Origin of the sequence: Bacillus sp. Au-Bac7, assembly GCF_021341655.1 — a bacterium.
Taxonomy (GTDB): domain Bacteria; phylum Bacillota; class Bacilli; order Bacillales; family Cytobacillaceae; genus Niallia.
Window position 1 is genome coordinate 241,607 of record NZ_JAJTTG010000002.1, and the last position, 22,851, is coordinate 264,457.

26 protein-coding genes and 1 pseudogene are annotated in these 22,851 nt (G+C 37.4%); 21 read left to right on the forward strand and 6 right to left on the reverse strand.

All coding sequences use genetic code 11. The features are described 5' to 3' along the window. Positions 1–136 precede the first annotated feature (136 nt). The 9 genes from LXM54_RS09775 (at position 137) to LXM54_RS09815 (ending at position 6,791) form a co-directional block, all read left to right on the forward strand. Positions 137–1,051 (forward strand): DoxX-like family protein, encoded by a 915-nt coding sequence (locus LXM54_RS09775; RefSeq protein ID WP_233315000.1) that lies wholly within the window; start codon positions 137–139, stop codon positions 1,049–1,051. Positions 1,052–1,054: 3 nt separating this feature from the next. After that, positions 1,055–1,663: a DUF4166 domain-containing protein gene (locus LXM54_RS09780; RefSeq protein WP_233315001.1), complete on the forward strand. Its 609-nt coding sequence runs from the start codon at positions 1,055–1,057 to the stop codon at positions 1,661–1,663. Further along, positions 1,632–3,206 carry a YndJ family protein gene (locus LXM54_RS09785; RefSeq protein ID WP_233315002.1) on the forward strand — a complete coding sequence of 525 codons (1,575 nt, stop codon included), beginning with the start codon at positions 1,632–1,634 and terminating at the stop codon, positions 3,204–3,206. The genes LXM54_RS09780 and LXM54_RS09785 overlap by 32 nt, the downstream gene beginning before the upstream one ends. Positions 3,207–3,374: 168 nt before the next feature. Continuing rightward, positions 3,375–4,559 (forward strand): YhgE/Pip domain-containing protein, encoded by a 1,185-nt coding sequence (locus tag LXM54_RS09790; protein ID WP_233315003.1) that lies wholly within the window; start codon positions 3,375–3,377, stop codon positions 4,557–4,559. Positions 4,560–4,602: 43 nt separating this feature from the next. Further along, entirely contained in the window at positions 4,603–5,139 is a 537-nt protein-coding gene (locus LXM54_RS09795; RefSeq protein ID WP_233315004.1) for a PadR family transcriptional regulator, read from the forward strand. Between the two features lie 91 nt (positions 5,140–5,230). Further along, entirely contained in the window at positions 5,231–5,617 is a 387-nt protein-coding gene (locus LXM54_RS09800) for a PTS system mannose/fructose/sorbose family transporter subunit IID (RefSeq protein WP_233315005.1), read from the forward strand. A 34-nt stretch (positions 5,618–5,651) separates the two neighbouring features. Further along, positions 5,652–6,293, forward strand: coding sequence for a copper homeostasis protein CutC (locus LXM54_RS09805; RefSeq protein WP_442780437.1), 642 nt, complete (start codon positions 5,652–5,654; stop codon positions 6,291–6,293). A gap of 211 nt (positions 6,294–6,504) precedes the next feature. Next, positions 6,505–6,666 (forward strand): Fur-regulated basic protein FbpA, encoded by a 162-nt coding sequence (locus LXM54_RS09810; RefSeq protein WP_233315006.1) that lies wholly within the window; start codon positions 6,505–6,507, stop codon positions 6,664–6,666. Next, positions 6,663–6,791 (forward strand): FbpB family small basic protein, encoded by a 129-nt coding sequence (locus LXM54_RS09815; RefSeq protein ID WP_233315007.1) that lies wholly within the window; start codon positions 6,663–6,665, stop codon positions 6,789–6,791. The genes LXM54_RS09810 and LXM54_RS09815 overlap by 4 nt, the downstream gene beginning before the upstream one ends. Before the next feature lie 45 nt (positions 6,792–6,836). Here the strand turns inward: LXM54_RS09815 and LXM54_RS09820 are convergent, their stop codons facing one another. After that, complete coding sequence (locus LXM54_RS09820) at positions 6,837–7,877, reverse strand: HAMP domain-containing sensor histidine kinase (RefSeq protein ID WP_233315008.1); 1,041 nt, start codon at positions 7,875–7,877, stop codon at positions 6,837–6,839. Continuing rightward, the gene (locus LXM54_RS09825; RefSeq protein WP_233315009.1) at positions 7,874–8,548 is read right to left on the reverse strand and encodes a response regulator transcription factor; all 675 of its coding nucleotides are present in this window, start codon (positions 8,546–8,548) and stop codon (positions 7,874–7,876) included. Before LXM54_RS09825 ends, LXM54_RS09820 begins: the two co-directional genes overlap by 4 nt. A 164-nt stretch (positions 8,549–8,712) precedes the next feature. Here LXM54_RS09825 and LXM54_RS09830 point away from each other — a divergent pair, with 164 nt between their 5' ends. The 8 genes from LXM54_RS09830 (at position 8,713) to aroQ (ending at position 16,203) form a co-directional block, all read left to right on the forward strand. Continuing rightward, on the forward strand, positions 8,713–8,931 hold the full coding sequence (locus LXM54_RS09830; RefSeq protein WP_233315010.1) for a hypothetical protein: 219 nt from the start codon (positions 8,713–8,715) through the stop codon (positions 8,929–8,931). 200 nt (positions 8,932–9,131) lie between these two features. Beyond that, the gene (locus LXM54_RS09835; RefSeq protein WP_233315011.1) at positions 9,132–10,076 is read left to right on the forward strand and encodes a ring-cleaving dioxygenase; all 945 of its coding nucleotides are present in this window, start codon (positions 9,132–9,134) and stop codon (positions 10,074–10,076) included. Beyond that, complete coding sequence (locus LXM54_RS09840; RefSeq protein WP_233315012.1) at positions 10,076–10,681, forward strand: alpha/beta hydrolase; 606 nt, start codon at positions 10,076–10,078, stop codon at positions 10,679–10,681. The genes LXM54_RS09835 and LXM54_RS09840 overlap by 1 nt, the downstream gene beginning before the upstream one ends. 152 nt (positions 10,682–10,833) lie before the next feature. Further along, positions 10,834–11,850, forward strand: coding sequence for a LacI family DNA-binding transcriptional regulator (locus LXM54_RS09845; RefSeq protein WP_233315013.1), 1,017 nt, complete (start codon positions 10,834–10,836; stop codon positions 11,848–11,850). Between the two features lie 517 nt (positions 11,851–12,367). After that, positions 12,368–13,567: an MFS transporter gene (locus LXM54_RS09850; RefSeq protein ID WP_233315014.1), complete on the forward strand. Its 1,200-nt coding sequence runs from the start codon at positions 12,368–12,370 to the stop codon at positions 13,565–13,567. A 40-nt stretch (positions 13,568–13,607) separates the two neighbouring features. After that, positions 13,608–14,786 carry an MFS transporter gene (locus LXM54_RS09855; protein WP_233315015.1) on the forward strand — a complete coding sequence of 393 codons (1,179 nt, stop codon included), beginning with the start codon at positions 13,608–13,610 and terminating at the stop codon, positions 14,784–14,786. A gap of 48 nt (positions 14,787–14,834) precedes the next feature. Continuing rightward, positions 14,835–15,734 (forward strand): quinate/shikimate dehydrogenase, encoded by a 900-nt coding sequence (locus tag LXM54_RS09860; RefSeq protein ID WP_233315016.1) that lies wholly within the window; start codon positions 14,835–14,837, stop codon positions 15,732–15,734. Between the two features lie 25 nt (positions 15,735–15,759). Beyond that, positions 15,760–16,203 (forward strand): type II 3-dehydroquinate dehydratase, encoded by a 444-nt coding sequence (aroQ, locus tag LXM54_RS09865; RefSeq protein ID WP_233315017.1) that lies wholly within the window; start codon positions 15,760–15,762, stop codon positions 16,201–16,203. Positions 16,204–16,250: 47 nt separating this feature from the next. Here aroQ and LXM54_RS09870 read toward each other — a convergent pair whose 3' ends face one another. Further along, positions 16,251–16,886 (reverse strand): NAD(P)H-dependent oxidoreductase, encoded by a 636-nt coding sequence (locus LXM54_RS09870; RefSeq protein WP_233315018.1) that lies wholly within the window; start codon positions 16,884–16,886, stop codon positions 16,251–16,253. Between the two features lie 73 nt (positions 16,887–16,959). Beyond that, a complete protein-coding gene (locus LXM54_RS09875) occupies positions 16,960–17,277 on the reverse strand; it encodes a winged helix-turn-helix transcriptional regulator (protein ID WP_233315019.1) in 318 nt (105 codons plus the stop codon). A 378-nt stretch (positions 17,278–17,655) separates the two neighbouring features. On the opposite strand from LXM54_RS09875, the pseudogene LXM54_RS09880 reads away from it, so the two are divergent. From LXM54_RS09880 to LXM54_RS28235, 4 genes and pseudogenes are all read left to right on the forward strand, one after another. Then, positions 17,656–18,153, forward strand: a pseudogene (locus tag LXM54_RS09880) (VOC family protein). An 18-nt stretch (positions 18,154–18,171) separates the two neighbouring features. Next, entirely contained in the window at positions 18,172–19,368 is a 1,197-nt protein-coding gene (locus LXM54_RS09885; RefSeq protein ID WP_233315020.1) for a DUF4085 family protein, read from the forward strand. A gap of 196 nt (positions 19,369–19,564) precedes the next feature. Further along, positions 19,565–20,656, forward strand: coding sequence for a low temperature requirement protein A (locus LXM54_RS09890; RefSeq protein ID WP_233315021.1), 1,092 nt, complete (start codon positions 19,565–19,567; stop codon positions 20,654–20,656). 86 nt (positions 20,657–20,742) lie between these two features. Next, complete coding sequence (locus tag LXM54_RS28235) at positions 20,743–21,168, forward strand: PH domain-containing protein (RefSeq protein ID WP_233315022.1); 426 nt, start codon at positions 20,743–20,745, stop codon at positions 21,166–21,168. Positions 21,169–21,203: 35 nt separating this feature from the next. On the opposite strand, the gene LXM54_RS09900 is transcribed toward LXM54_RS28235, so the two are convergent. Next, a complete protein-coding gene (locus LXM54_RS09900) occupies positions 21,204–21,935 on the reverse strand; it encodes an ABC transporter permease (protein ID WP_233315023.1) in 732 nt (243 codons plus the stop codon). Continuing rightward, a complete protein-coding gene (locus LXM54_RS09905; protein ID WP_233315024.1) occupies positions 21,928–22,851 on the reverse strand; it encodes an ABC transporter ATP-binding protein in 924 nt (307 codons plus the stop codon). The genes LXM54_RS09900 and LXM54_RS09905 overlap by 8 nt, the downstream gene beginning before the upstream one ends.

Below are 22,851 nucleotides of genomic sequence, written 5' to 3' on the forward strand. Positions count from 1 at the left end.
GTTTCTGATGAAAGAGGAAAAAATTTCAAGAAGGTCCTTTATAAAATAGTGAAAGCTGATATAATGGCATTATAACGGAGGAAGCTTTTTGTTAATATATTTTGTGAAATAAATCACATAAACTAGAGGTAGTGTTATGAAACATAAACCAATATATGTAGAGCTTCCAATTAAAGCCGACCTAAAAGAGGTATGGAAGAAAACACAAACACCTGAACTGCATGAGCAATGGGATATTCGGTTTTCTTCCATTTCATATTTGCCGAAAGATACCGAAGAAGAACCGCAGTTCTTTCTATATGAAAGGAAAATTGGCTTTGGTGTAAAAGTGGCAGGGTGGGGAAAAAGCGTTGGGGATCATAATAAACAGGACGGTACAAGAACATCCTCCCTTCATTTTGGTACAAACCAAAAAATTTCTCCCATTAAGGAAGGAAAGGGATACTGGCAATACCTACCCACCGATGAAGGGATGATATTCTTAACACAATATGATTATGAAATACGTCAAAAAGGACTGTTTGGAAGGATGGTTGATTTCTTTTTTCGACCGCTAATTGGCTGGGGGACTGCCTTAAGTTTTGACGTATTAAAGCGGTGGCTCGAAAAGGGAGAATTGCCAAGGCTCCAATACTTACGGTTTTGCTGCAGTGCACTTATTACAGCACTATTCTTTCTAGTTTGGGTTTATCAAGGTCTAGTGCCAAAGCTATTAGCGATGCATTCTGCAGAGCTGACAATACTATCCCACTTAACTTCTATCGAAGGAGAAAAGGTTCGACTGCTATTGCGGCTCATTGGAGCTGCTGAAATAATGTTTGGTGTAGTTTGGCTACTATACCGCAAAAAGACTGTATTGCATGCACTTCAATTAATTATTTTCCCTATATTAACAATGTCTGCAGTGATTGCAGACCCGTCGATTATGACACATCCCTTTAACCCGCTAACATTTAACTTGAGTCTGTGGATTTTATCATTTGTAGGTTTTCAGCTTGGAAAAGATTTGCCGACAGCTGCTAACTGTATCCGTACTAGAAGGAAGGGTTAGTCAATGATTTATAAAGAAATTTTAGGTGAAGAGTTCAACAGGCTGCATCCAAAACTGCAAGAACGCTATTCGATTTCACTACAACATCCGTTTCATGGCAGGGGAACAATGCTGTCCATCATCAGCGGAAAAAGCTGGCTCAAGCCCTTTTTAAAATTGGCCGTGCGTTGGAAGTTTCTTTTCCCAGAAGAGGGAAGCAATATTCCATTTACGATACGAAACACTGCAAAACAGCTTCCAAATGGAGAACAAGAAATCTATTGGGAGCGGACCTTTTATTTTCAACATGTTACTAGACAATTTAACGCGTTTATGACGATTGATGCAAAACGAAGGATTGTAAAAGATTATTTAGGAGAACCGAACTTGTTTTACTCTGATTTAAAATTCATTGTTACCCAAGAGGGGAGCTTACAGATTCAATCTGGAGCTCAGCGTCTTCTGCTTGGAAAATGGGAAATTCCTATACCTAAGCTTTTTGAAGGAAAAGTAACGGTTATGGAGGGGTATGATGATATCAACGACGTTTATACGATTCAAGTTCGTATCCACAATCCGATTATAGGAAGGTTGATGGCTTATGAAGGCGGGTTCACATCTGAACAGCTCTAACACTTTAATAGTTGGTGGAGTTATTTTATTTCTGACAAACTGTTTTTTGACAACTGAGCCGTATATTTTGTTATTGACTGCAGCACAGCAAATCCTTGTACCAATGACACTTCAGTTGATAATGGAACTAAACAAGAAGCAGATTATTTTTATCTGGACAGGGCTTTTTTCTGTACTTTTACTGCAAGTTATCACTATACATACTGGACAAATGATATTATCTATAATTTACTTACTATTTACGCTTACAGTAGCATTGTCAGGTCTACGTCGTTTTTTAAAACGCGGTTTTGTAAACTGGGCGGAGATTTCAATTGATATAGGAATGATGTATCTGTTTATGGGGGGAATTTGGTTTTTCATTCATATAAATGGGATTAATACTGGTTTTAGTCACATGCTCAACTGGCTGACAGCAATACACTTTCATTATTCTGCATTTATACTGCCAGTATCGATCGGTTTATTTGGCCGAATTCATACATCCAAACTTTATAATATCCTCGTGCCGATAATATTAGCTGCACCTATGTTAGTAGCTGTCGGTATTACGTTTTGGCCGCTGCTTGAATTTATATCTGTTATTTTCTATATTTTTGGCATTTATGGATTAATTTATTTAGCGATGAAAACAAAATTCCCTGCCTTTCTGCAAGGATTACTCATTCGTATTTCTTATAGCTCACTTGGTGTTACTATTCTATTTTCTCTTATCTATTCAGTAGGGCGAGCCTTTGGAAAGTGGTATGTGACATTGGATTTTATGCTCATTTTTCATGGTTTAGTGAACTGCCTGTTATTTGGACTGCTAGGAATAATTGGCTGGGCAATTCACCTGCCGAAAACGAAACAGCCTGCTTGGAGCTTTCCAGTCAGCAACATAAGGGGACAATTAACCCCAGAAAATACAGCCAAGTCTGGGCTCGTCGATGATTTAAGCATGTTTGTGGACATAAGAAGATTACCGCCGATGATTGTTGATTTTTATGAGCATACAGACAAATACCGGTTGTTTGCGGCAGTCCATTGGGCAGGCTGGTTCAAGCCGCTACTATTAATCTATAAGCCTGTCAGTAGATTAATTCAGCAGTTAAATCTTCCTGTATCGAAACAAGTAGTGGAAATGAATGGGACAATTCTAAGCGTAAATGAAGCTTTAGATGGCAGAAACTCTCCGAGGGCATGGATACGTAAAGTCAATGGCCGTACTGTTTTCACTGCTATATACTCCAGCCATAAAACGCAAGGAAGAGCCTATATGAATATAGCGCTCCCTCTTCCGTTCTCAACCATGATAGGCATATTAAAGCTCGATTGCATTACAGACACTCTTGAGTTATCAAGCACAGGGGGCGAAGATCCGGGTATATATTTGGCAATTGGTACATGGCTGTTTAGGCTACCGCTATCTGAAAACTTTGTAATTGAACAAACAACAAAAAGAGAACTTACAGCGATTCATAAAATGAAGCTGTTTGGTGTTCCTTTTTTGAAAATCGATTATCGGATTATAACGAGAGATGAAGCTAAACAAATAAACTAGTTAAAGAGGCTAAAACTACTAGCCTCTTTTTTATATGCTTTTAAAAAGCTTGTCCTCTTACAAGAATTTCTTAGTTGACAGCAAATGAATAATACCATAAAATGATGAAATACTTTATTAAAAGTACTCAAATTTGAGTACTTCAATTTTTATAAGGGGATGTAATCTATGAAATTTAAGCAATTTTTAAAAACAAGGGGAGCAATTGCCGCAATATTCATGGGGATTTTCTATGCGATTGCGATGCTTGGTATCTTTTTGCCAGGGTATTCAGCAATCCCAGGAAATGTAGATAAATTGCCGATTGCTATTGTTAATGAAGATGCCGGCGAATATGGTGCACAGATTGCAAGTCAGCTAGAGGAAAATCTGCCATTTAAAGAAATTGAAACAGACTTGTCTAACAGTCAGGCATTAGAGGACTTAGAGAAAAATGACTTAGCATTAGTTGTTCATATACCAGAAACATTCTCTGCTGATTTACAAAAAGGGGAAGTTTCATCTAGCATTGATTTCACAATTAATGAAGCAGGAGCAACAACTGTATCGTCAACGATGAACTCAGTAGTTACTCAAATCAATAATCAACTAAGCACACAATTCTCTCAGCAAACAGCTCAAGGAGTACTAATGAACTTTAATGTTCCAGAAGACCAGGCAGCAGAATTAGCGAATAAAATCGAAACAGCTTATACAGGGAATGTTGTCTCGATAAATGAAATTCCAGACGGGATGAACAATAATATGCTGCCGATGTTTTTAACAATGGCAGGCTATGTTGGGGCAATGATTGGTGCGATGCAGCTTGTAGCTGCTTTTAAAGCGAGCCGTGGTAAAGCAAGCAAAACGAGGTTATTTGCTTATGTACAATCTACTGCATTATTAATTGCCGTAGTTTCTTCACTAGTCGCAGCAGGAATCGCTTATTTAGTGAACCAGCCTAGCGGTGACTTATTCTTTGGTTTATTAGGACAACAAATTTTAAACTATATGGTTTGCTTCAACTTCACAGCGATTTTAATTTTCTTAGTAGGAGAAGGCGGGATGATTCTCAACTTGCCAATTCTTTTAGTCCAAACACTAGCAAATGGTGCCACAATACCACGTGACATGATGTACTTGCCATATGAATGGATGAGTCATATTTCACCAATGTATTACTCTGTGCAGGCATACTTTGCAAATATGTATGGAAGCATCAGTCCAAGTCCATATATTTGGTCAATGGCAGTAATTGGGGCAGCAGCAATGCTAATTAATATTGCTATCGTCGCATTTGTTCACAAACCTGTACCACTTGAAGCTCAAGAAACAGAAGCAGCATCAAAAAATGGGGCTGAAATTACAGCTTAAGTTTGCTAGAATAAGGATAATTAGCCTTTAAGGAGCTTAAATAATGTCCATTCAAATATTTATCTTAAGCAGATTGATGGAGGGTAATAATTATCCTTATAAAATCAAAAAACAGCTGTCAGCACCTATTTCCCTTGATCAGCTTGTCGGATTGACAGAAAGCAAGCTTTACTATCATTTCGAATCGCTGGTTAAGCAAGGATTAATTGAGATAGTTGAAATTATTAAAGAGGAACACAGACCAGATAAACAAGTCTTCGGTATAACAGATAAAGGTCGGGAAGAATTGCCGAAGAAAATTTACAAGCTCTTTGAAAATGCCGATGCCATTACCGATATGCTTGTAGGTTTATCGAATTTGAAATACGTAGAACGAGATAAAATCATTTCGATTTTAGAAAAGAAGCTCGTCAGCTTCACAACGCGCTGGGAAGAAATTAAGACATTTGATAATGTCGACTTCTACCCAGATAAAGAAAAACTGTTGAATTTTATCAGCGGGTATTACTCAACAAGAACAGAACATACCATTCATTGGATGGAAGAGCTTATAAACAGGTTAAAGAATGAGGAAATATAAGAGTACAAGCCGGAATTTGATTCTGGCTTGTTTTTTTTGTTGGCTGTGTTCTCACTGATAAATGGAACTAGTGTTAGAGTTTTTAAGAAAAATGGAGATAACTGCAAGAATAAAGAAAGGAATAGCAGTGATTCCGTATGCAGCACCTTCAAAGCCTCTTATACACTTAAAGCCGATGAAGAACAAAATAATGGATAGAACAGACCCTATAATACCGATGATAGTAGCCGCTGATGGTTTTAATACGATACTCCATATGGGTGAAGTTGAAGTTATACTTGGAATGGATATTTTTAAAACAGTTGATGTAGAATTAAATATTCAAGAAACAATGGACCAAATTATGCCGATGATGGTTCCTGCTCTTTTAGTTGGTGTCATTTATTGGTTATTAGGCAAAAAATATTTTAACTCTACTAGAGCGATTCTTTCCATTATTGTTTTAGCAATTATTTTGAAAGCTTTAGGTATAATGTAAGTGATGTGGTCAAGCAATTTAGGAGGAATAAAAGGTGAAAGATGTGATTAAGGAGTTTTGTGCTGAGAACTTAACGAATATTCCTGCTGCTATTAAAGCGGGAGCAAAGAGGATTGAGCTTTGTGATAACTTAGCTGTTGGCGGGACTACTCCTTCTTATGGGGTAATTAAAAAAACGGTTGAGCTCGCTCATCATGCTGGTGTTAAGGTTATGACAATGATCAGACCTCGAGGTGGGAATTTTGAATATAGTAGTGCAGAGGCAGAGATGATGGCTGCTGATATTCAAGTCTGTTTGCAACTTGGTTCGGATGGAGTCGTTTTTGGCTGTTTGAAGAATGGTTGGATTGATGAAGAGTTGACTGCTCGTTTAATTGATTTATCAGCAGGTATGGAAATTACTTTTCATATGGCATTTGATGAACTGGCAGAAGAGGACCAATTTAGAGCTATTGATTGGCTTGCGGCAAGAAAGGTTGCTAGAATTTTGACACATGGCGGCAGCCCTGAACAAACAATCGAAGAAAACTTTCCTCATCTTAAAAAGTTAATCGAATATGCAGCAAATCGAATCATCATTTTACCAGGTGCAGGCATAAATTATCAAAACGTAGAAGGTGTATTAGACGCTTTGCAGGTGGAAGAAGTACACGGAACGAAAATAGTAAAACTATGATCCTCATTTCTAAGGGAAGAGAACCGGTTGTTTAAGCACCTAACTCATAAGTATAAGCCTTCATTCTAGAGCTGCCATGTGCAGCTTTTTTATTTAACTAGAATTGTAAGAATTTTATAAATTTATGGTGTGAAAGTTGAATTTTTTTCATCTATCCAGTATGATGATAATGAGAATGAAAATTATTATCAATTAGAGGAGGATGTTTCCTTTGTCTATATGGAATAACGCAGTTGAAGTCAGAAAGGCTTTTATTATAGATCAATTATTAAACATCGGTATTTATAAGAAAGAAAATGTCCAGTTATATGAGCTTAGTCTTAGTGAATTGGAAAATGAGTATATGATACATATGGGGAGGAAGAAGCGGTGAGAAAGAAGACCTTTAAAGAACTAGTGAATGAAAATAAAAAAATGATTTTAGAGGATCGTAAATCAGTGGAGCTAATTTATAAGAAGATTGACGATAAGCATATGCAGCCTCAGCCTCAAAAATGAAATAAAGCCGATAATTTTCATATTTGAAATTATCGGCTTTTCTGTTTAACATTTTGGCAGGCTTACTGTGAATTTACTGCCTTCATTTATTTCACTTTCGACAGAGATGTCACCGCGGCAAAGCTGGATAATCCTCTTTACAAGTGATAATCCAAGTCCATTTCCTAGCTTTGAATGAGAGATGTCACCTTGATAAAATTTATCGAAAAGGCGTGCTTTCGTTTCTTCGTCCATGCCGACTCCTTCGTCTTGAATGGAGAACTCGATTTTGTCCGCCTTGATAGCCAGCATAACATGTATAAAGCTGCCGTTATGGGAGAACTTAATGGCGTTATCAAGCAGGTTAACCCAAATCTGCTGTGTTAAATCTTCGTTGCCGCAATATGTTACTTCATCCAATTCCACATTTATGCTGATGTCTTTACTAGACCATTTTGGTTCCATTAAAACGATAGCTTTTCTTATTTGTTCATCCAGTCTAAACGGCTCTTTATCAGAAATAATTTCGAGATTTTCATATTTAGACAATGTAAGAACATTCGTAGACAAAGCTGCTAACCGCTCTGATTCGGTCATGATAATATCAAGGTATTCTTGCCGCTCCTCTTCGGGCAAATTATTTTCTTTCAAGAGCTTGGCAAAGCCGCGAATGGATACAATCGGGGTTTTGAACTCATGAGAGAAATTATTGACGAAATCACTTCTCAAAGTTTCGATACTGGAAAGCTCATAGGTCATTTTATTGAAGCTTTGTGACAGTTCCTCTAATTCACCAATCCCTTTTAAATTAACCTTTACGGAGAAATCACCGCCAGCAACCTTATGGGTCGCATCAATGACCTTCCGGATTGGATTTAATGCTTTTTTACTGAGAAAAGCAGTTAGGGAGGTTCCAAGGAGGATGCAAAACCCTACAAATCCAAAGAAAGGAAGTGCTTTTGTCATATCACTATGTTTTACATAGCCGATATAGTTTAAAAAAATCGTAATCGCCAATGCTATAACAAACGTTGCTAAAAATACGAAAAAGACAAAAATTACTAATGTAATCGCAAGGCTTAACCGTTTCGTGAAAAAATCCTTCATGCTTTTTTCACTGCCTTGTAGCCAAGGCCCCTTACGGTGATAATATCAAACTCTGTCCATTCCTTAAACCTGTCCCTCAGGCGGTTAATATGTACATTAAGAGTGCGGTCATCTGTGTCTGACTCCATTCCCCAAATTTCATCCATCAGCTGCATGCGAGTGAAAATCATATTCGGATAGGACAACAGCTTAAATAAAAGATAAAACTCCTTAGGTGGCAGTGTGATTACTTCAGCCCTTCTGGAAACGGTCAATGCATCATAATCAAGAATAACCTCTCCGACTGCGAGCTTATGTTCACTCGCAATTTGTGCTCTTCTAAGCAAGGCTTTAATGCGGAGAATCATCTCCTCCTCATCAACTGGCTTTGTCATATAATCATCTGTGCCGGCAAGAAACCCTTGCTTTTTATCGTTTGGCTCCTGCTTTGCTGTTACCATTAAAATCGGCAAATGCTCCCATGCAGCTCTAAGCTGTTTTGTTAATTCATAACCGTCCATATTTGGCATCATTAAATCAAGCACCACTAAATCAACATGCTGTTTATCCATAAAGCGAAGTGCTGCAATGCCATCTTCTGCAGCGTATGCGTCAAACCCATACTGCTTAAGTACAGCACACATCAGCTTTCTTGTATTTTGGTCATCTTCTACAACTAATATTTTAAACATAACCTTAGCGCCTCCATATCACTATTATGACATAAATAATTTTAACGAAGAAATGTAAACTGAAAATCAATTTATTCCTACACTAAGTTTATATTGAGTTTACTTTCCAAGGATATAGTAGAAACACAAATAAAATAATGTATATAAACAGGGGGAAAGTGTAAGTGTTTTATTCCATATTATTCAGTTATTATGAGGTAAGCGGGGAAGAAGAACGGCTGATTGAGGAGCATAAGCTGCATATAACAGATAATAAAGAGAGTTTAGAGGCATTATTGAAGCAGCTTAATTATCACTTTATTGGAAATGATGACTTATGGGGGTTTCGCAGCAATAATTTTATGGGCATTGCCGAAATTATTTCCTTTACAGAGAGGGAGTAATCTGTAAAGGAATGGCAAAAATCTTTTTTATTTTATATTGACACTTATGGAAATATAGCTTATTATTATCTTGTGTTCAAGATAATTTAATTCGAAATATTTTTTTAAATTAATATCTCGAATTCGAGATATTTTAAGACTTCCTGGATTTTAACATAAAAGCCTAAAAACCAATAAATTGTGGAAGGCGGAAAAAGACAATGTTGAAAACATTAGGTATTCACCATATAACAGCAATGGTAAATGATGCTCAAAGGAATATAGATTTTTATGCAGGCGTGCTCGGTTTAAGACTTATTAAGAAAACAGTCAATTTTGACAGACCAGAGGTTTATCATCTTTATTTCGGCAATGAGACAGGAGACCCTGGTACAGTTATTACGTTTTTTCCTTGGGAACAGCAGCTCAAAGGCAGAATAGGAACAGGTCAAGTCGGTGTCACTAAATATATTATTCCAACCGGGTCAAGTGCCTTTTGGGAAAATCGGTTAAGCAGCTTCGAAGTCGAATTCACTTCATTTGTACTCTTTGGAGAGAAAACAATCAAGTTCAGTGATCCAGATGGACTGCAGCTGGAGCTTGTCGAAAGAAGTGAAGGACCAGTAAATACTTGGAGTACTGATGAAATAGCAACTGAAAATGCAATAAAGGGCTTTGGCGGAGCGGTGTTATATTCTGCTCAGCCTCATAAAACAAAGGCAGTGCTTGAAGATATATTAGGCTTAGAATTCGTCGGCCAGCAGGAAGAAATTCTAAGATTCAGATCAGCAGGGGACCTTGGGAATATTATTGATATTCAGCTCCATCCATCTATACGCGGTTTAATGGGTGCAGGTACAGTTCATCATATTGCTTGGAGAGCGAAGGATGAAGCAGAACTGTTAGAATGGAGAGCTCTACTAGAGGAAAAGGGCTATTACCCAACAGAATTACGGGACCGTAATTACTTTAAAGCATTGTATTTTCATGAAGAAGGCGGCATTCTTTTTGAAATAGCAACAAATCCGCCAGGCTTTACAGCAGATGAACCTATTGACACGCTCGGAAGCAAGCTGATGCTGCCAGAATGGCTGGAAGCTAAAAGAGAAGAATTGGAACAGACATTACCAAAAATAGAGATACGTTCTTTAGGAGGAGATAAATAATGAAGCATATATTTAATAAAGGAACCAGTCCTGAAAGACCAACATTATTAATGCTGCATGGCACTGGAGGAACAGAATTAGATTTGCTTCCGCTTGCCGGTTTAATGGATGATCAGGCATCTGTATTAAGTGTTCGTGGAAATGTATCGGAAAATGGCATGCCAAGATTCTTCCGAAGACTGGCAGAAGGTGTTTTTGATGAAGAAGATTTAGTATTCAGAACAAATGAATTGAATGCATTTCTGGATGAGGCAGCAGTTAAATATGGGTTCGACCGCCAAAATATTGTCGCAATCGGCTACTCTAACGGAGCTAATATTGCAGCAAGCTTATTATTTCACTATAAAGACGCATTAAAAGGTGCTATTCTTCATCATCCGATGGTGCCAAGAAGAGGCATTGATTTGCCAGATCTCTCGGGGAAATCTGTCTTCATCACAGCTGGAACGAATGATCCAATCTGCTCCCCATTGGAGTCTGGTGAACTCGAGTCACTGCTGCAAAAAGCAAATGCCGACGTTGAAATGCATTGGGAAAGCCGCGGCCATTCCTTGACAGCAACAGAAGCAGAGGCTGCATCTCGCTGGTATAAAAAAGTCTTTTAAGCGTTTTTCCCGCATTAAGTCTGATAAGTCATCTTATCGGACTTTTTTTCGTGTATGAAAAGCTTAAAATAGTTAAATTAATACAACAAATGATGCAAACAGCAGAATATCGATTATAATAATAGATAACTTATAAAGATTAGATGGTGATTTTGTTGAAACAAAGAAAACGGAGGATTACTTTGCAAGATGTTGCTAAACATGCCGGTGTTTCGACTTCGACTGCTTCTTTAGTCATTCGCAACAATCCTCGAATTTCAGATGCTACTCGAAAAAAAGTATTAGATTCTATTGAAGAACTAGGATATGTATACGATCGAGTCGCAGCTAAATTAAGGTCACAAAGCTCTAAAATTATAGGAGTGATAGTGACGGATATATCGAATAAATTTATTTCCGAATTTTTAATAGGTGTTCAACAAACACTTGAGAAGATGGATTATACCGTATTACTGGGAACAACCTTTGATTCTGTGTTAAAACAAGAACGGTTAATTTCTACTATGGTTGAACATAGAGTGGATGGTCTGATTATTAATCCAGCATCAAAAAGCAACAAAAGCACAGTAAGTCAATTGAATCATTTAGAATTGCCAGTCGTGCTTGCAAACAGAGAAGTAGATCATGCGAATTGTGATTATGTTGGGATTGATTACATAAAGGGAACTTTCCTTGCTGTAGAGCATCTTTTAAAAAAGGGACATAAGCGGATTGCTTTTCTTGGAGGCATAAAGATGTCAACCACATGGAAAGACCGGATGAAAGGCTTTCAGGAAGCACATTCTATGGCTGGTTTAGAAGTGGATAAATCACTCATAATCGATGGTCTGCCGACGAGTGAAGGCGGCGTTCAAACAGTTTTAGAGGTGCTTAAAAACCCCGATCCGCCAACAGCTATTTTTTGTTTTAGTGATCTTGTTGCATTTGGTGTACTGCAAGGTTTAGGAATGAAGGGAATGACTCCAGGCAAAGATATTGATATTGTAGGCTTTGATAACATTCCTGAAGCGGAAATATATCATCCTCCGTTAACAACAGTCTCCTCCTTTCCTCGTACGATAGGAGTTAAAGCGGCGACGATTTTATATAATAAACTGGAACAGGACGATCCAATTCAACAACGAATTATCTTAAATCCAGAACTAGTTATTAGAGAAACATCTACATAATACTAATGAAGATAATGAAGCGGAGTATCCAAATTAAAGTTTTTTGGTGCTTTGTTATCTTCTGCATCCCCATATAGTGCGGTTTGGAGCTAGTTTCACACTTTGACACCTTGTTAATACAAAATTTAATTCTTGACTCTAAGTAATTTTAGGATTATTATAGGTACGTAAAGTAACCGAGGTTACTAAAAATAACTTTTTTTATTAGATCCTTTTGTATCTATAAAAAGTATTTTAGTAGAACGATGTACTAAAATACGTACAAGATTAATTTATAGGTGCAAGGAGATATTTTTTATCTATTTAGTAGAACGATATACTAAAAGAGAGGTGATAGAATTTTAAATTGTTATAAGATAAGGAATTTATTCTAATTAATTTAGTAGAACGATGTACTAAATAGGTTAATAAAGCTAATGAAGTAATCAGCTTGTAAAACGGTGATTTAACGTATAAAAACAAGTTGAAAACAAATAGTAATGGTTGTAAGCGTTTAACCTAAAATTAGGAGTATCAAATGAAACATAAACATTTAAACATGGCGCTAGGCTTGTATTTGAGTTATTTCCTGTTAGGAATGGTCAATATTATCTTAGCTTCCAATATGAGTTTTTTATCTGAGCAACTAAATGTGGAAAAAACCGATATCAGTTTGTTAATATCAGTCGTCGGGATAGGGCACTTACTATCTATTAATATTTCAGGCCGATTTTCCGATCGGTATGGAAGAAAGCCGCTAGTGGTGGCTGCTGCCTTGCTGTATATGGTTTTCCTAATAGGAATCCCACTGACATCGCATTATCAAATTGCAATGGGACTGGCCTTTGTCGCAGGTATCTGCAATTCTTTGCTCGATTCAGGTACGTACCCTGCACTAAATGAAGCCTTTAATGAAGCTGCCGGAACAGCAACCGTTCTTTTAAAAGCCTTTATATCCTTTGGTGCATCATTGCTTCCAATAATGATTAACTTTTTTATCGTGCATGAACTGTTCTATGGATTAGTATTTTTTGTTCCTGCCTTACTGTTCTTATGCAATGGGCTGTTGTTAATGAAGGTTAGCTTTCCAAAAATCAAGGAAGAAAAGGTGTCTCAAGAAACTAGATCAGAGACTGCATCTTCGACTGGACCAAAGCTTTGGAAAGAAGGTGCTGCACTTATATTATTAGGATTTAGCTCTGTATCTTTATTTACGGTCGTACAAACATGGCTGCCAACATACGGACAAGAGGTTCTTCATTTAGACAAGATGAAATCAATTGGATTACTGAGCTTTTACAGTACAGGCGGGCTTATCTCCATTCTATTGCTTGCTGTCCTGTTAAAAAGAACGATAAAACCGATTACGGCCATAGTTATTCTACCAGCATTTGCGTTCCTTGCATTATTGTTGTTAATCATTAATAAAAATCCGACATTGATTGCTGTGAATGCCTTCTGTCTAGGATTGTTTATGTCAGGGATATTTCAGTTAACTGTTACGGTCATGATTGAACTATTTCCACATAACAAAGGAGTAAGCGTTTCGTATATAAGTGCTGCTGCGAGTATCGCCTTTATTGTAATCCCTTTCATTACGGGGCTATTTATCAAATATTTAGGAGTTTCCTCTGTGTTTGTGTTAGACCTTGTTATTGCTTTTATAAGCACGATTCTTGCTCTGTTTATATATATGCGCAAAAGGAACAAGCACAGCGAATTAATTTTAGAGAAATAATTTCTTATTTAAAAAAGCTTTTGTATTTAGGAGTGTAAAAATGAAAAATCCTTTTATCAAGTCATCATTTGGAATGTATATGAACTACTTTATGCTCGGCATGATCAATATTATTATCGCCTCCAATATGGATAATCTTTCGGAACGTTACGCAGTTTCTGTTGGACAAATAAGCCTGCTCGTTTCTGCGATTGGAATTGGGAAATTAATAGCCTTGTTTTTTGTTGGCCGTCTTTCTGACAAATTAGGAAGAAAGCCAGTCATTATAACGGCTAATTTCCTCTATCTTGTATTCTTAATTGGTGTTCCAACGACAACCAATTATATCGTAGCATTTATCTTTGCCATATCTGCTGGTATCGCCAATTCACTGCTTGATTCAGGGACGTATCCAGCTTTAACAGAGTCATTCCCGAAGAAAGCAAGCTCAGCTTCTGTGTTAGTGAAAGCATCTGTATCAATCGGTGCTACATTGCTTCCATTTATCATGGCAATCTTAGTAGCTAACGGTATTTTCTGGGGCTGGACATTCTTTGGACTTGGAGTGTTATATCTACTAACTGGTATTTACTTAATGTTTATGCCTTTCCCAAATCATAAAAATCTTACAAAAGCAGATGGTGCTGCTGAAACTGTGTTTAAAGCACAGCCAAAGTTTGCTGGGGAAGGAATTGCCGTTATTTTAATGGGCTTCACCTCAACAGCGTTATTTGTTGTATGGCAAACATGGCTGCCGCAGCTAGGTAAACAATTTATAGGACTTGATTCAAGCCAAGCAGTGCAATTGCTTTCTTACTTTAGTATCGGCGCACTTGTTTCCGTATTGTTACTCGCTGTTGTGTTAGATAAATTCATCTCGCCAATTATGGTGGCAATCGTTTATCCAATCGGTGCTTTTGTATCCATGCTTGTCTTATTTATGGTCAACTCTTACGGAATTGTTTTGGTTTGTACCTTCTTAATGGGGCTGTTTACATCAGGAATTCTGCAATTAGCATTAAGTATTATGATGAAGCTGTTCCCAGCAAATAAAGCAACTGCATCTTCGTATGTAAATATTGCTTCAAGTGCATCCTTTATACTTGTTCCAATCATTACTAGCAGTTTAGTAGGTTCGGCGGGAATATCGATGACATTAGTATTCGATATGGTCATCGCAGTAGTCAGTGTTCTTCTTGCTGTATACGTATTAAGCAGATTCAAAAAGATTTTTGCTTAATATTTAAATATAAAAATACAAATTTATGAAATAAGGGAGATTACTAATATGTCAAACGTACACGAAAAAAATATTGATGGAAAAACAAAATTAGTAGGCTTACTTGCTACACCAATCGGGCACAGTCTTTCACCACGTATGCATAATCTAGCATACACTTTAACAGATTTAAACTATGCTTATCTTGCTTTTGAAGTTGGTAATGATGAGCTTGAAGCAACAGTTAAAGGCCTAAAAGCAGCAGGGGCAGCAGGCTTCAATGTATCTATGCCGAACAAAATGAAAGTGTTAGAGTATTTGGATGAACTGGATGATTCGGCAAAATATGCTCGTGCCAGCAATACAGTAGTGAACCGTGACGGAAAATTAATTGGATACAATACAGACGGACAAGGCTATGTGAAGAACTTAATCGAACATGGTGTGAGCCTTGAAGGCCAAAAAGTAACACTAGTTGGTTCAGGCGGTGCGGCGACTCCAATTGCAATCCAGTTAGTACAATCAGGTATAAGAGAAATCAGCATTTTCGCTCGTAATGATGCTTTCTTCGTGCAAGCTGAGGAAAATGTAGATTACATTAATAAGGAAATGAAGCAATTCGGCGTAAAAGCTAATCTGTTTCCACTAGAAGATAAAGAAGCATTCCGTCGTGAAGTAGCAGAGAGTGCAATTCTTGCTAATGGTACAAGCCTTGGCATGAAGCCGCTAGATCATTTAAGTATTATTGACGACACTTTAGATGTGCTACGTAAGGACTTAGTCGTAACAGATGTTGTTTACAACCCGCAAAAATCTAAATTATTGGCACAGGCAGAAGAAGCTGGCGCAACAGCTATTAACGGTTTAGGAATGATGTTATGGCAAGGTGCTTTAGGGTTTAAGCTGTTTACAGGTGTTGATATGCCTGTTGAGCAAGTGAAGGAAATTTTATTCGGAGACAATCAATAATTATAAACGATTGGAGAGAAAAACAATGAGCAAAAAATTCCTTATGTTACACGGCGTCAACCATAATATGTTCGGTAAACGTGACCCGAAGCAATACGGCACAATTACATTAGAGGAAATCAACAGCAATATTCAAAAATTAGCAGATGAGCTGCAAATTGAAGTTGAAACATATCAAACAAACCATGAAGGGGAAATGGTTGAAAAGATTCATGAAGCATTCCTAAATGGTATAGATGGTGTTGTGTTAAACGCAGGAGCATGGACACATTACAGCTACGCAATTAGAGATGCATTAGCTATATTGACTGTACCTGTAGTAGAAATTCATATGTCTAATATCCATTCACGTGAAGAATTCCGTCATACATCTGTTTTTGCAGATATTGCAACAGGTCAAATTTCTGGATTCGGAGAAGAAAGCTATGTGCTCGGTATTCGTGCAGCGGTAGCAGCAAGCCAAAAATAAATGAAAAGGCCAGATATGTTGATATCTGGCCTTTTTTATATGCTTATTTAAAAATTGGCAGCGGCCTCTTGTGCTTGAATAATAGCCTTTGCTTTAATTTCCTCTGCTTTTTCAGGAAATCGCTGCTGTCCCTCAATAATAATACTTTCAAAAGAGGAAACTTCGAAGAAATTCATCATAACCTCTAAATAGCGATTGCTCATTTCATTCTTAGCTTCAGAGCCATGCGTGTAAATATCACCGCTCGATTGAATATGGAATGCTTTTTTACCTTTTAACAGCCCTACAGAACCTTCTTTTGTGTACTTGAAGGTTTTTCCTGATACAGTCACTGCATCGATATATGTTTTCATAACGGCAGGAATGGAGAAATTCCACATAGGGTTCACAAAAACATATTTATCCGCCAATAAGAATTGTCCTCCTAACTCTGCAAGACGGCCTGTTTTTAGTCTTTCAATATTGGAAAGCTGTTCGAAAGGGGTGCCTGCTTTTAGTTTTTCCCAGCCGTTAAATACATCTCTATCTAAATAGGGGATATCTGCTTCGTATAAGTCTAGGTGAACAATATGATCCTCTGGATGTAATGCTTTATAAGCTTCGATAAATTCTCGTCCTACTGCCATACTATAGGATGTTGTCTCATCATAGGGATTAGCTGTGATATATAGTATATTAGCCATTTTCTGCTCCTTTTTCGTCGATAAAAGTTTCGTCATTTATTTACTTTCCATCTGCATGCAATTTTGTTGCTAACTAGTCACTCATCCAACTTTCACCCCATTGGCTTATCGGACCAAGAATCTTTCCTAATTCTAACCCTTTTTCTGTCAATAAGTATTCTGCTCGCACTGGCCTTTCGGTGATAATATGCCGAATCACTACTCCATGATCCTCTAATTCCTTCATTCGTTCCGTAAGCATGCGTTTGCTTAAATCCGGTATGATTTTGTGTATCTCACTAAAGCGCTTAGGTCCGCTTAACAAAACATAAATAATTAAGCCCGTCCATCTTTTTCCGATAAGTTCAAAGCTTTTTTCCACTTTAGGGCCTAATTGATGCTGTTCGTTCATTAACATATATCTCCTTCAAGATAGATTTCTTCGTTATTTATTATGATTTTTTATATTTATATTATAACTAATATTTGTGAGGAATTTAACAAATTAACATTATAGTAACTAAGAAAAGTAAAAACAGTACATGAAAGCGTGCAAAAATGATGCAGAGTATAGGAGAGTAGTATCTGTCTTAGTTAGTAATGAAAAAGTTAGAAAGCAATAGAGCTGAAGTTTTTGAGTGCGATTTGCTAAATAAAGATTTTGAATTCTTGTTTACATAATAAAATTATAATAAATTTGTTTGAGTTCCTTGCTGAAATGAAACTTTACCATGCAAAAATACGTAGGAAGAGTTAACAGCAATAAATTAAACTTGTCAGGAGCGTACTCATGTCTACTATTCAAAAAATCACAGCAAATCTTTGGTTTAATACAGAGGCAGAAGATGCGGTGAGGCACTATACGTCGATTTTTAACAACTCTTCCATTGGCAAAATTACACGTTACGGTAAACAGCGTCAAATAATCAGCGGGATTTCCGAGGGAGATGTAATGACGATAAGCTTTACTATCGAAGGGTAGGAATTCGTCGCATTAAACGGTGGCAGCACACATAAATTCACGGAAGCCATTTCATTTATTGTTCATTGTGCAACACAAGAGGAGCTTGATTATTATTGGACTAAGCTGTCAGAAGGCGGCGATGAGAAGGCCCAAGTGTGCGGGTGGCTGAAGGACCGTTTTGGTGTATCCTGGCAAATAGTCCCAGTAAGTTTGAATGATATGATAGCAGATCCTGACCCGGACAAATCACAGCGAGTAATGAACGCTGTGATTAAAATGAAAAAAATTGACTTAAGTGTATTAGAGGATGCTTATACACAATAAAACGAGGAGTTGTTAACTATGTGGAATCTTACATTGGAGGCAAAAAAAGCTTTTACCCAATGTAATCTACTGCCGATAAATGAAACCGATGAGGAATGGGGAATGGTGTTATCGGAAGCAAAAGAAGAGGGCGAAGATATACATACAGCTTTAAAAGATGAACTGGAGGATGTGAAAGCAGAATTACAGGAAGTTTTGCCAAAGTTGTTTCTACCTTATTTGGAAGATGGCACATTAAATCAGCCTGATCTTCCTGCAACAGTCCGTGCAGATTATTTGCAATGGATAAAGGAGCAAGAAGAGAAATTTGAAGATATTTTAGATGCTGCCTATATGCAAACAACTGAAGCCGCTGCATCACTATCTTCAACAGCACAAGCGGTTTTTGCAGCAGGAATACATGATTTTGTGGTAGAGCGGTTGGAACGGAAGGGAAATGAGTTGCATCTTTTTGTTAATACAGAAGGAGGTTTTTCTACAGCTTCTTATATACACTTCCATTTTGAAAATATTACAGCAGAAGAAGATCCTTGTCTGATTATGGCAGGACAATATATGCTATACAGTGAGTTAAAGAAAACGAAAGATGGTTTTGCTTTACGTGTGCTGCTTGACTGTCCTGAAACAGAATGGACTATTCATATGGAGAAAATAAATGCGGCATGTTATTATCGCCCAAGTATTTACACGCAATATAGAGCGGAGGAAAAGCTGGAAGATTTAGCATGGAATGACTTTGTGAAGCAGCTGAACGGAGAGCATTCATATTGGCTGATTACACAAGACATACTCTCACCTATTCAGTCCTTTACAAACAACGTTCAACTCGTAAATGGCAAGGTTGAATTCGAAAAAAATAAGATCATTATCACATCAAAAAACAGCCAATCACAATATAGCTTAGCTGAATACCATCTAGCTGATTTTCTTTATACCGATATTTATGAAGATCCGGACAGTCAGTCTAATGAACCGCTGGCAGTAGAAGAATTAGAAGCAGCAATCTTAGAAGGCAGTATAGAAATGCAAGTTCGTGCTTGGAATACCATTTATCATAACCCTGAAAAACATCTAGATTTAATCAATTCGTTATTATTACAAGTGGAAATTACAGAAGAAAATGAAATGCTGTTAAGTGTCTATCTAACATATTTTTATGAAAAAGATATATTAACAGATGAAGTAAGCAGGAAATATCAGTCCCTTCTTCTGTAAAACTTCTGAGGCTGCCTTTTGGCAGTTTTTTTGTAGTTTTGGAAGGAGGTGAAAACAATATATTACCTATTTATACGTTGCTTATTCTGTTAAAATAAGCTGTAGAGCATTCTTTATCTGAATATCAGGGGAATATTCTGAATCTTACATAAAAAAGAAAAATTATATTTTAAGGGGAATGAGGAGGAATTCTAAATTGCATGAAAAGAAAGTGACATGGTTAGAGCTTTTTTATGATTTACTGTTTGTTGCATCTGTTGCGGTCGCTACACATGTTTTGCTACATGTGGAAGACGGACATATACATACAGAATATTTGTTTAAATTTGTGCTGATATTTGTGCCGATTTGGTGGGCATGGGTAGGACAAACGATGTTTGTTAACCGCTTCGGACAGGATGCGTTTCATCAGCGAATCTTTTTAATTCTACAAATGTTTTTTGCGTTACTTATGACTTCAAGCTTATCGGTAGATTTTGATCCGTATTATCTGTCCTTCTTAATCGGGTATATTGGCTTAAGAGCTGTAACAGCTGTTCAATATTTGGTCGTGCAACGGATTGAAGAGGGAGACCGGAAGCTGGCAGCACAATTTTTCGGAAGATATTTCTGGATAGGAATAGCCGTTTCGTTATTGTCACTGTTTTTCGAGTCGTGGATTCGTTATGCCATCCTGTATGCAGGAATTCTTATCGATATAATTGTGCCGATATTAGGCCGTAAATATTTAGTTAAAGTACCTACAGACACAGGGCATCTTTTAGAGCGTTTCGGTTTATTTACAATTATCCTCTTTGGTGAGTCACTTGTCAGTACATTGGCAGTCATTCAGCCTACTCAAGGAGATTGGGAATCAATCAGTTTTGCGATTGGAGCATTTTTACTGATTATTGCGATGTGGTGGCAGTATTTTGATAACGTCGAGAAAAAAGTAGATAAATCCATCCAAACTGCCGGTCAAACAATCATTTATGGACATCTATTTATACTTATGTCATTAAGTGCAATTGCTGCATCCATCAGACTGATGGTTTTACATGAGATTGACTATCATTTTAGCTTATATTTCACCTTCGGATCTGTGCTGCTGTACTTCTTTTCGACAACATTTGTTTTCCATCAGTACAGACATGTGCATCATCGTCTAAAAATCTATCACTTAGGTTTGTTTTTAGGCATGCTGGCAGTGTTCTTTATTTTTAATTTACTTGTTCCTGTTTCGTCAATAGTAATAGTAGTGGAATTAACATTCTTTTTTATTGTTTATGCAAAGCTGACAACAACTTAAGAAAAAGCGTGATACCTATTCTTTTAGACTGCGATTTCTGCAGTCTAAAAGAATAAATAAACTAACTTTTCTCGGAGGTGACTTCAGTGAAGTTTAAGTCAAAAAAAGACTGGTGGTTAACCGTTATTATTTGGGGAGCATGTATTTTTGCTATAGGCAGTGGCATATATGGACTTATGGTAAAACCATTCAGTATATATGTGTTCATAATCGTTTTGCTTGGCGCCATTATTTTACCACTAATTATGCTGTGGTTTTGGCTGGCTACTTATTATGTCATCACAGACGACAGCTTAATAATTAAATATGGACCATTCCAGAAGAACATACCGCTCCATCGTATACAATCTCTTAAGAAAACAAGAAATCCCTTATCAAGCCCCGCCTTATCCTTACAGCGAATTGAAATCTTCTACGATAAATACAGCTCTGTTCTTATCTCACCGGAGAAAAGGGAAATGTTCATAAAAGTTCTTTCTAGCAAATGTCCTCATATGAAAGTCAGTAACTAAAGCGGAGAAATGCTCTTTTTCCCCGCCAATTAACCTTATAACTCCTGATTCTTGAAGGAATAGAAGGACATAAATAGGCCAACAATTGCACATATGCTTATAGAAGCATACGCTATACCGAAAAACACGTTTACTCCTGGAGCGGTTAACAATGCAACCGCAGACCACGGTACGATGCTGCTTAGTGTTTCCGGCCAGTATAACCCAGCAAATCCAATCGCACTGAAAATAAGGGAACATAGCAAAGAAGGGTAGAAGGTTTTCCTTTGCATAACAGCTATCCAAATGACAGGAGTGAGTGTGCAAAAGTTGTATACTCCGGTTTTTCCCACCATTTCTATCATTTCAGGGACAGATTCGCTCGAAGACTGACTGCCATATAAGAAGTAAGCTCCAGCAAGAATAATGCCAAGATAAAGCAGGGTTATTATCATATGCCACACAGCCCAAACAATTATCTTTCCAGCCAGAAATTTTTCACGTTTAACAGGTGCGGTCATCGTATTGATCATTGTATGGTCACTATATTCTTTTTGAATCAGAAATGTCAGTAAAAAGGAGCTCAAGATTGGGTAAATAATTAACTGACACAATAAGGATTGGCTAAAAAGCCAAGTCATAACAGGATCATCAGGAGTTGTGCCTTTGTACTGGTAAAGGTCATCTGCAATGAGCAGGCATGGCAGGAGAAGAGCGAGACAAGTGCAAACTAGCATTAGTTTATTGCGACGAAGCTTCATGCATTCTGCAGCAAGAACATTAAGCAATGCCTGCACCCCCTGTAATTTTTTTGAAGTATTCTTCTAGATTATCATTGCATATTTGAATAGTAGAAACACCCACACCAGCTGTTACTAAGCGCTTATTTAGTTCTTCAGGATTTACAGTAGTATCGTAAATTCGAATAGAGTTGTCTGCTTCGACGGAATAGTCGGAAATAGCAAGGCTGTGTTCAAGAACATGCGCTGCCTGTGATTGAGATGAAACACAAACACGAATATACTTATTGTTCTTCTTTTCAAGCTCTGCCATTGTGCTTTCTTCTAGTAGAACACCTTTGTCAATAATGCCGATATCATCTGCCATTAAGGCAATTTCTGAAAGAATATGGCTGGATATAAGAATCGTTTTTCCATACTCTGTACTTAAGCTGCGGATGAAAGCACGAATTTCTGCAATTCCAATTGGATCCAGACCGTTTGTTGGTTCGTCTAAAATCAATAATTCCGGATCATTAAGTAGGGCGTTTGCTATCCCAAGCCGCTGTTTCATTCCTAAAGAATAGGCTGCAAACTTTTTGCTGTCATTATAAGGAAGGTCCACTGTTTCAAGGGCACGCTTTACTGCGTCTTTTTTTATCGTTCCTCTCAACCTAGCAAATATCTGCAGATTTTCCGTTCCAGTGAGATTAGGATAAAAGCCTGGAATTTCTACAATAGACCCAATCCTTGGGTACAGCTTACTTTGATTCTTATTAAGTGGTTGCCCGAACAAGTGAACTTCACCAGCAGATATGGAGGATAATCCTAATAACATTTTCATTATTGTCGTTTTGCCTGCACCATTCCTTCCTAGCAGACCGTAAACATGTCCTCGCCGTACATTTATATGTACACCGTCGACCACTGTATTGTTTCCATATTTTTTTGTCAGATTTTTCGTTTGAATAATATAATCGCTCAA